We start from the raw sequence: 9,766 nt of genomic DNA on the forward strand, positions 1-9,766 counted from the left end.
GTTACCGCTCGGGGCTGTCAGATCACCCTTCGATGGAAATGTGCTTTGGACCTTCAACCTTCTTCTCTTCCTCTTTCGGAATCGATACACTCAGGATACCGTTTTCGAATTTCGCCTTAATCTCCTCTTCCCGGATCTCCTCGCCAAGATAGAAGGTTCTGCTCAGAGCACCTGCATAACGTTCCTTGCGGATGTATTTGCCTTTCTTATCTTCCTCATCCTTATCAAGACCTTTCTCGGCACTGACGGTCAGATAACCATCCTTCAGTTCAATCTGGATCTCATCTTTCTTAAATCCCGGAAGATCGATATCAAGCTCATACGTCTTTTCTGTCTCTCTGACATCTGTCTTCATCAGTCTGGATACGTTCTTACCATACAGCGGATCCTTCTTTTCTGTAAAGAACTTCTCATCAAACGGGAACATATTATCAAATAAACTTTCTCCAAAAATACTCGGCATATACATAAATCATTCCTCCAATCAGAATTCCTGTTTTCTTGTTTGTCATCTATCTGAAAGAACTTCAGAAGATTTTCCAATCTTGGGAACTCCTTGAGATCCTTTGATTTTTTCTCTCTTCCTTTGTTCTGCATGTAATATAACACATATTATTAGCACTGTCAAGAGGCGAGTGCTAATTTTCTGTGAAGAATTTGTGAATTCTGAGAGTCATGTATTGTACGTAATTTTTAGTTCAGAAAATTCTTATCCGTATACAGTAACATGTACCGCATAAAAATCCACTGCTTTACATTTTTTTCCGTTTTTGCTATAATAATGCTACATCGTGTGGCGTTTCTGCGTAAATCCAGTTGCAGAAGCGCCACACTTTTTTTATCTCCGTGGGAGTTAGGTCTCCGTCCGAGATAAATGCTCCGCAAGGATGCGCAGTGATTCTGATAGGAATACCAGAATCAAGCGCCAAGTCTCACGGGTGTTCGATTTAAATTGAAAGGAGGTGGGAAGTGAACGATAAAGAACAATTTTATAGACAGATCGTGTTGCAGAAATGCGTAAGTCCGGATTTAAAGGAGCTTACGCATTTCTTATTTTTTTAAGAAAAAGGAGATCATTATGGAAATTGGAAATCAGTTTTTGGGAACAGAGCGTATTGATAAGCTGATGCGTCAGTATGCAGTTCCCTGTATCATCTCATTGTTAGTAGGTGCATTATACAATATTGTTGATCAGATCTTTATTGCAAACGCCAGCTACCTCGGCTCTTACGGAAACGCAGCTAATACCGTTGTTTTTCCGTTGACGGTTGTTGCACTGGCTATCGCCGTGATGGTCGGTGACGGCTGCTGTGCCTTTGTCAGCATGGCGCTTGGCCGGAATGAAACAGCCCGGGCAAAGCGCAGTGTCGGCAATGCGGTAGTTTTGATCATTGTAGGAAGTCTTATCCTGACCGCCGTATATCTGATCTTTGCAAACAGCATCATCGCCATGTTTGGCGGTACGGTCAATGAGGAAACCTACCGGCATTCACAGGAATATTTCTTCTACATTACTCTTGGGATTCCGTTTTATATGTTCGGTCAGGCTATGAATCCTATTATCCGTGCAGACGGGAACCCGAAATTTGCCATGATTTCCACACTGGCAGGCGCTGTTATCAACATCATTCTTGACCCGATTTTCATTTTCGGCCTTCAGTGGGGCATGATGGGTGCAGCTGTAGCCACAGTGATTGGTCAGGTGGTGACGGCAATTCTCGCTGTCTGGTATCTGGTGCACATGCGGATCATCAAGCCGGAAGCCGGTGACTATACACTTTCTCCAAATATATTCGGACGGATGCTCACCCTTGGTATTACCAGCTTTCTCTCTCAGATCAGCCTTGTGGCCGCAATGGCAGCGATCAACAATATGCTCCGCAAATACGGTGCATTGGACGCTGTGTTCTCACAGGAGCAGTACGCACAGATCCCCATGGCAGTCGTCGGGATCGTAATGAAATTTTTCCAGATCGTCATTTCTATCGTAGTCGGCATGGCAGCCGGCTGTATTCCGATCGTCGGCTATAATATGGGTGCAGAAAAGACCATGCGTGTGAGGGAGCTGTTTACCCGGCTGCTTATTTCCGAGGCTTTGGTAGGTGCAGTCGCGCTCATACTGGCGGAAGGATTCCCGCATCAGCTTATCGCTATTTTCGGCGCTTCGAATGAGAGCAGCTACTATACCGATTTTGCTGTTAAGGCATTCCGTACCTATCTTTGCATGATGATCTTCGCGTGTGTCAACAAGGCATGCTTCATCTTTTTACAGGCCGTGGGCAAGGCATTGACATCTACCATGCTTTCCATGTTCCGTGAGGTAGTATTCGGAGTCGGCTTCGCATTGCTCCTTCCGGTTTTCTTCGGTCTGGACGGTGTTCTGTATTCCATGCCGGTTTCAGATATTCTGACCTTTATTATCTCAGCAGTGATTATCATAAAAACATATCATGAATTAAATGTGAAAGGAGCATAAGACGTATGAAAAACAGAGTGATTACGATCAGCCGTGAATTTGGCAGCGGCGGACGCACCATCGGAAAAAAAGTGGCAGAACAGCTGGGCATCCCCTGCTATGATGCAGAGATCATTCAGGAAATGGTAAAAGAAACCGGTTTTACACCGGAGTATGTAAAGGAAGCCGGTGAATATACGCCCGGCAGCTTCCTCTCATCTGCATTTTCAAACCGCTTATTTGGCCCCACAAATGAAGATATTCTGTGGGAGCATCAATATAAGGTCATCACGGAGCTTGCACAAAAAGGCCCCTGTGTAATTGTTGGACGCTGTGCTGATTACATTTTACAGGATAAGGCCGACTGCCTGAAGGTCTTTATCCACGCAGATATGGATTTCCGTGCCCAGCGCATCGTCGAGGTTTATGGAGAACGTGAACAGTCCCCGGAGGAACGCCTGCGCGACAAGGATAAACGCCGTGCTGCATATCACCGGTTCTATACCGACATGAAATGGGGATATGCACAGAATTATCATCTGACACTCAACAGCGGTGTGCTTGGAATCGATCAGTGTGTAAAAATCATTGCTTCTTTATATTAGAGATATCCTTCACACTGCATTTCATTGCAGACAGGAGCAACATCTAATCTATTCCCTTTCCGGATCCGGAAAGGGAATTTTGTATCTATCCGCGCAGATAAGTGCTATAATATAATACTAAGATCATGCGGTCCGAAGTCCGACGCAGGCTTGTCTGTAGGAATACTTTTTCCCCTGGGCCCACCAAAGACATGATTCAAGTCGGAGACCTGACTCCCACCGAGACAAATTTGCTGTTACTCACCACTAAAAAATGCGGGCGTCTTCTCGACCGAGATAAAAGAATCAATAAATAAAGAAGAAAGTGATGGATAAAAATGCAGACATATACTTATGTTTCCAAAGGAAAATTTGAATTAATGGAAAAACCGAAGCCGGTTCTTATGGATGAACGGGATGCCATTGTAAAGGTAACACTCGCCAGCATTTGCTCAAGTGACCTGCACATTAAACACGGAAGCGTCCCCCGCGCTGTGCCGGGTATAACCGTCGGACATGAAATGGTCGGTATTGTTGAAGATATCGGCAGCGCCGTAACGAATGTGAAACCCGGTGACAGAGTCACGGTAAACGTGGAAACCTTCTGCGGGGAATGTTTTTTCTGCAGGCATGGTTATGTAAACAACTGCACCGATCAGAATGGCGGCTGGGCTCTCGGATGCCGGATCGATGGCGGACAGGCAGAATATGTTCGCGTACCGTTTGCAGATCAGGGGCTAAATAAAATCCCGGATCATGTTACAGACCGTCAGGCTTTGCTGGTCGGAGATGTTCTTGCCACCGGTTTCTGGGCAGCTCGTATTTCTGAGATCAAAGAGGAGGATACGGTATTGATCATCGGTGCAGGACCTACGGGGATCTGTACGCTGCTCTGTGTCATGCTGAAGAATCCGAAACGTATCATCGTCTGTGAAAAAGACGAAAGCCGGATCCGCTTTATCCATGAGCACTATCCGGAAATCCTTACTGTATCACCCGAAGCTTGTGCAGATTATGTTCGTGCCAACAGTGACCATGGCGGAGCAGATGTCGTTCTTGAAGTCGCAGGCGCCGAATCCACGTTTCGCCTTGCATGGGAATGTGCAAGACCAAATGCGGTCGTGACGGTCGTTGCTCTTTATGACAAGGCTCAGACTCTGCCGCTGCCGGATATGTACGGCAAGAACCTCACCTTCAAGACCGGCGGTGTAGACGGCTGCAATTGTGAGGAAATACTGCGGCTGATCGCAGAGGGCAGACTGAATACGGAACCACTTATCACACATACATACCCGTTAAACAGGATCGAAGAAGCATACACACTCTTTGAAAATAAGATGGACGGTGTGATCAAGGTAGCCATCGAATGTTAATACGGTTCCCAATCCCGGTTCCTGGACACTGTATTTAAATTGTCTTCCCGGCAACCGATTCCGTTTCTCTATAATAACACAGTCCGCTGCATCCATACGGAAACAATGTTCGTTTTATGTCCCTGATATATTCCTCTTCCGTATCCACATGCTCAAGGATATCCAGAGCTGTCTTCAGGTTCCGGATATCCTTTTCCATAAAATCTACATAATTTCCGCGCCCCACAAGCTTTAAATGGGTGATTCCGGCCTTTCGCAGCCGATACAATGCGCAAAGCCCACATCCTGTCTCACCGCAGAGATAGCCGTCGGAATCATATCTTCGTTCCTCATACTCTTCGTTCTGTTTATCTGCGCTTCGTTCATCATTCGCATCTTTCACTGTGTTCTCCGTCCGTGAGACCAGCTTCTCCGTTTCTGAACCTTCTTCTTTTTTCTCTCTATTTCCTTTAACTTTTCCTATCTTATACGGGACCCGGCACAGATGCCCCATCTCATCGCAGTGCAGGGAATTGCAGAACGCCCCCGAAAACTGACAGAGCTCGTTCAGTGCAAATGCCTCAAATTCATATACGCCCCTGCTGCCCTTTTCCCTCTCATGCCGGATCACCGACTCCATGTCTGCGAAGCTGTTCTTCCTGTGAAAGATAAGCCGACTGACATCCAAGCAGTCAAATACATCTATCATACGGCTGTTTACCTCTGCCGTCTCCCCACTCAGATGGATCTCACAGCGGATCCCATTATTTTTCAGGTAGATCAGCAGCGCCGGATCCGCGATAATAAAGCTTGAAAATCCAAGCTCCGTACACCGGTGAAGGACATCCGCGATCTCCGGGTACTGCTCCGGTGTATAATAAAGCGAATTAAATGTCAGATGTACCGGTTTCCCATATTTTCTCACCAGCGCCGCCAGAATCCTCAGCTCACTCTCCGCCCCGATCTGCACGTTGATGCCAAGAACCTCGCGACGATTCAGCGGCAGAACCGTCCCGTATTTTTTATTCCATTCATAAGGTACGTATCCGCAGAAAAACTCATCTGCCCCGGCCTCGACGTACCGCACATATTCATCGATGGACCCAAGTCCCGCCGTGATCTTCATTGTATCTCTCCTTAAATTCAGCTTCTCAACTTCTGAAAGTTCGCATCTGCCACATTTCGTTTCATTTTTCGCGAGTACAATTCTGACTATCTGCTATTTTTAATTGCATATTAGTTACAGTAAATTTACTACGATTCTATCAATTCTTTTCTCTTTCCAACCTTCTGTATCCGCCATTCCGGAAACTGCACTCTCATCCAGCGCAAAGAGCGAATTATACCGCCCCACCATCTTCAAATGCTTTGGATACAGAAAAACTTTCTCCCTGCAATATCCCGGACACGATTCCGGCAGTTCCTGCTTTCCACGTTCTCCATTTTTACACGCAGCATACAGTATACAATACTGGGAGGTATTCGTCTGATAGAACGGAACGTGGATGCTGTTCTTTCCTTCCGGAAATTCCTGCCTGTATCCGCAGGACTCCCACTCGTACCGCCGGATCCCGAACGTGTCTCTCAGATACGTCCGGTAAAATTCCGCATTCAGGCTGTTCTCCCGGAAATATCCTGTCTCTCCCTGCTTGTATCCCATCCGTGGATCCTTTTTTCTTTTATTTAACAGGGTCCCCATACAGGGCACAAGAGCTTCTTTTTCTTCCTTCCATTCCTTCCGCTCTCTCAAAAGCTCCAGCAGACCCCAGTCGTTTGCCGCGATCTCCAGAAATGTCTCCCGGTTTCTGCACCATTCTTCCAGCTCATCCAACAGTTTTTCCGCCGGTTTCAGCATAAATTCCCGCAGATATGAAAATGTAACTGTCACAGCCAGACCTTCCGACTCTGCCTTTTTAAAGATCTCAAACAACTGCCGTTTTTCAGGAAACAGCAGATGGCAGAAGGCATTTCCCACATAAATCCGCTCTGGAACCGGCATTCGTTTTCCCAGCTCTTTAGCCCCATTCACGTTCCAGTACCAGTCCATAAAATCGCGGAATTTCATGGATAAATACCGCTCATAAAGCTCCGGACGGTCCAATTCCACAGCAACTTCGATATTCTTCCGTTCCTGCTCTTTATATTCTTTGTATTCTTCGAGTTCAAAATCTCCTGCTGCGATGCAATTTTCCCTCATACCTGACTGATTTTCGATTCGCGTTTCCAGCCTCGCCCTGTCTTCTCCTTCACCGAACCACTCTTTTTTCTGTTCAATGAAATTCTCCGCAAACTGTTCATCCTTTTTTGCCGGATACCCGGTAAGCGCCATTGCAAGTTCCCCGTCCTCGCACTCCAGCTTCAGCCGCACAAATCTATCATACCAAAGGATCAGTTTTCCAGCGCATTCCCGGTATTTCTCCTGCTCCACAAACACCGAATACTCATATACCGGAATCCCCAATCCATCTTCCACACGCACTTCCATCTCAAACGAATGAATCTCAACTTCCGTATACGGATCACTGCTTTTCTTCTCCTGATCTCCCGCCTTCAGCCCGTTGAAACCATCATAAAAACAGATCCGGAATCCCTTTACTTCGCGGATCTCATCCAATGTCCGAAAACAAAATCCATGTTCCGCAAGCTCCGTGATCCGGATCTCCTGCCCGTCTGCAAATCCCGCCACAAGTCCGAACGGGATCATAAAAACTCCGTTTATTTCTCTCTTCCCTGACACTTTTCGTTCCCCAATTCAAATCTTTTTACAGTACCATAGCTCACGCCGCTCATAAATGCCAGCTTTTTATCTATTACCATTCTATCGTGAATTACCCACCACTTAATTTTGAAGAAATTTGAAGTGGGGGCTTCTGGGGAATCCTTGGACTCCCGTTTAAGAAGTTTGATCTTTGAGTTTCCGCCCGCTCTCAGGCGATCCTTATTCTTACAGGCGTATCCACATCGCCTCTATCATATAGAGCCCTTAGGCTCACAATGTTACATTTACGCATGATATTTAAAGCACCATTGACATCAGCGTTGATCCGCCTTCCAGAGCGGTCCTGATACAGGCCACGGCAGATCCGGCGGCCGGAAAAGACCGGTGGCACAAGTCCTGCTTCTCCATATACGGGCATTTCATCCAGATCCCAGAAGGATGCCATGGAAGTATAGCTTTCCTCCTGTTCCACGTAGCGGATCCCATTCATTTCACACAGATATTTCAGTTTCCTGCGGAGTATCCCGAACGGAATTCCCACAAAGACCTGGTTCATCTGCCTGCCAAGATCTGAGGAGCGCTGAAATGTGGTATTGTAGCCCACGATCAGGGTTCCGATATCGTTCCGGATGCAGTAGGTGACCACCTGTTTCGCTGCTTTACCCATGTAGTCACGGACCTGGTTGTTTCTCTTCCTCTGCAAAACGGCCTGACGTCTGGTTGTTTTCTTTCCGTAGTGCTGCTTGTCTTTGACGCTCTGCAGGCAGGTGTTCCGCTTGTTGAACCACTGGTTGATGGATTTTAAGCGTTTCCCATCGATGAGGAAGCTTTCCCCTCTGTTGGAAACGGCCGTCATGAGATTGTCGATCCCGAAGTCGATCGCCAGTGCATGGGTTGGATTCAGATTTCTCTGAGCCGCTTCCACCTGATAGGTGTACTGGATCTCAAAGAACCTGGCGTCTGCTTTTGGGATGATACGGATCTCCTTAATGGTTTTATCTGCCAGGACCGGCGGGATGGTAATGGTGACCGGTTTATGATGCTTCTTATACGCTGCTGAGTACGGAAGGACAAACCGGTTCCCATTCAGTCTTACAAACCCGACGATCAGGGTTGCGTAGCCGTCTTTTGGAAGGTATTTGGGCAGCCTGCAGGATGAAAACGGATACTTCCCCTGCTTTGCCAGTTTCAACAGACCGAAGAAAGACTTAAAAGATCCATCCACTTCCTTAAGGATCTGCTGGGCCATGTTGGAATTCAGCAGCCGATAGTTTTCGGAAGTCTTTAAGATGGCGTAGTTTTTCTCATATGGAAGATACCGGCTATGTTCAAAGTAATGCTGCCGTACCTGGTAGATGGCCTGGTTGGTCAGGTTTTTGGCTGTGCGGCATAATTCCCGTAGAATGAGGAATTCATCTTTGGACAGATGCTTTAGCTGCTGGCATACGGTCAAATACAAAACGGTTCCTCCTTTCCTAATTGGTGCAGAACATATGTTCTGTGTTAATTATAGCACATGGTTTCACAAAAGGGAAGAGAAAGAATTGTAATTGCTTACCGTTTTACATCTGTCTGTGTATCGTTATAGTGGCATTCATCCCGCCACCTACGAGGAATGGGGGTATTCTGCCGATTTTATGATAAACCAATAACGTGCAGCTGTACCTTTTATATAAAAGAATGTGCCTTGGCACATTCTCGCGCCACGCGCAGGCGCTTGCGACAATCTGCATCTTCGCGCGAGTGCGCATTTGGGGCACGTCAGTGCCTTTTTATGTAACAGGAACTTCCTATGAATTTCCTGTTACATAAAAAAGGACCGCTGCCCCACAGATCTCTCTGCAAAGGCAACGGTCCTTTTCAGCTACAGGTTATTTTCATTGATACCATACACCGCAGGTAGCTTTCACTGTCTGCCGCGCTTCCTTAACCTTCGATCGCAATACGCTTAGAAGTTTCAACCTTCTTCTGCTCAACTGGTTTCGGAACGGACAGGCTTAAGATACCATTTTCAAATTTAGCCTTGATATCTTCCTGCTTTACATCTTCGCCAACATAGAAGGTTCTGCTCATTGCTCCGGAATAACGCTCCTGACGGATATAGTGACCTTTCTTATCTTCCTCATCCTTATCAAGACCCTTAGCAGCGCTGACGGTCAGATAACCATCTTTCAATTCTACAGTGATCTCATCTTTCTTGAATCCCGGAAGATCGATGTCCAGTTCATAGGAACCTTCATTCTCCTTGATATCAGTTTTCATAACTCTCGAAGCATTCTTTCCATACAGCGGATTCTTCTTAGAAGTAAAGAAGCTGTCATCAAACGGGAACATATCATCAAATAAACTCTCTCCAAAAATACTCGGCATATACATAAATCATTCCTCCAATCAGAATATCTGAAATCTATTGTCTGGGAGATTCTGAAAATCTCCAGGACTTTTTGCATCCCTTTGATTTCTTTCTCTCTTCCTTTGTTCTGTATGTACTATAGCACATATGATTAGCACTGTCAAGAGGCGAGTGCTAATTTTTTGTGAATTAATTGTGAACTTTTTTTCCTGCTCAAATATTCCTTATCCTAGATTATTCACGGATCAGCCGTGAAAGTGGCTGAAAGCCACATAGTTACTGTATTTTAGCTGAATATTGCTT

The 9,766-nt window shown here is 46.2% G+C and carries 8 protein-coding genes; 3 read left to right on the forward strand and 5 right to left on the reverse strand.

Annotation, left to right across the window (positions count from 1 at the left end; genetic code table 11):
- Positions 1–22 precede the first annotated feature (22 nt).
- A complete protein-coding gene (locus GPK83_RS02060) occupies positions 23–469 on the reverse strand; it encodes an Hsp20/alpha crystallin family protein (protein WP_015555115.1) in 447 nt (148 codons plus the stop codon).
- 609 nt (positions 470–1,078) lie between these two features.
- On the opposite strand from GPK83_RS02060, the gene GPK83_RS02065 reads away from it, so the two are divergent.
- From GPK83_RS02065 to GPK83_RS02075, 3 genes are all read left to right on the forward strand, one after another.
- Entirely contained in the window at positions 1,079–2,476 is a 1,398-nt protein-coding gene (locus GPK83_RS02065; RefSeq protein WP_117553228.1) for an MATE family efflux transporter, read from the forward strand.
- A 5-nt stretch (positions 2,477–2,481) separates the two neighbouring features.
- Complete coding sequence (locus tag GPK83_RS02070; protein WP_117553227.1) at positions 2,482–3,060, forward strand: cytidylate kinase-like family protein; 579 nt, start codon at positions 2,482–2,484, stop codon at positions 3,058–3,060.
- 317 nt (positions 3,061–3,377) lie between these two features.
- Complete coding sequence (locus GPK83_RS02075; protein WP_117553226.1) at positions 3,378–4,412, forward strand: alcohol dehydrogenase; 1,035 nt, start codon at positions 3,378–3,380, stop codon at positions 4,410–4,412.
- 34 nt (positions 4,413–4,446) lie between these two features.
- On the opposite strand, the gene GPK83_RS02080 is transcribed toward GPK83_RS02075, so the two are convergent.
- The 4 genes from GPK83_RS02080 to GPK83_RS02095 form a co-directional block, all read right to left on the reverse strand.
- Positions 4,447–5,517, reverse strand: coding sequence for a U32 family peptidase (locus tag GPK83_RS02080; RefSeq protein WP_117553225.1), 1,071 nt, complete (start codon positions 5,515–5,517; stop codon positions 4,447–4,449).
- Positions 5,518–5,631: 114 nt separating this feature from the next.
- Entirely contained in the window at positions 5,632–7,128 is a 1,497-nt protein-coding gene (locus GPK83_RS02085; RefSeq protein ID WP_181968099.1) for a hypothetical protein, read from the reverse strand.
- A 190-nt stretch (positions 7,129–7,318) separates the two neighbouring features.
- Positions 7,319–8,569 carry an RNA-guided endonuclease TnpB family protein gene (locus tag GPK83_RS02090; protein WP_117553223.1) on the reverse strand — a complete coding sequence of 417 codons (1,251 nt, stop codon included), beginning with the start codon at positions 8,567–8,569 and terminating at the stop codon, positions 7,319–7,321.
- A 467-nt stretch (positions 8,570–9,036) separates the two neighbouring features.
- The gene (locus GPK83_RS02095; RefSeq protein ID WP_118736585.1) at positions 9,037–9,486 is read right to left on the reverse strand and encodes an Hsp20/alpha crystallin family protein; all 450 of its coding nucleotides are present in this window, start codon (positions 9,484–9,486) and stop codon (positions 9,037–9,039) included.
- Positions 9,487–9,766 lie beyond the last annotated feature (280 nt).

Origin of the sequence: Clostridium sp. MCC328 (assembly GCF_018785465.1) — a bacterium.
Lineage (GTDB): Bacteria > Bacillota > Clostridia > Lachnospirales > Lachnospiraceae > Pilosibacter > Pilosibacter fragilis.

Excerpts from the sequence above, each read along its gene's own strand:
- GPK83_RS02070 (WP_117553227.1), top strand. The coding sequence starts at position 2,482 with ATGAAAAACAGAGTGATTACGATCAGCCGTGAATTTGGCAGCGGCGGA.
- GPK83_RS02065 (WP_117553228.1), top strand. The coding sequence starts at position 1,079 with ATGGAAATTGGAAATCAGTTTTTGGGAACAGAGCGTATTGATAAGCTG.
- GPK83_RS02080 (WP_117553225.1), bottom strand. The coding sequence starts at position 5,517 with ATGAAGATCACGGCGGGACTTGGGTCCATCGATGAATATGTGCGGTAC.
- GPK83_RS02075 (WP_117553226.1), top strand. The coding sequence starts at position 3,378 with ATGCAGACATATACTTATGTTTCCAAAGGAAAATTTGAATTAATGGAA.
- GPK83_RS02060 (WP_015555115.1), bottom strand. The coding sequence starts at position 469 with ATGTATATGCCGAGTATTTTTGGAGAAAGTTTATTTGATAATATGTTC.
- GPK83_RS02095 (WP_118736585.1), bottom strand. The coding sequence starts at position 9,486 with ATGTATATGCCGAGTATTTTTGGAGAGAGTTTATTTGATGATATGTTC.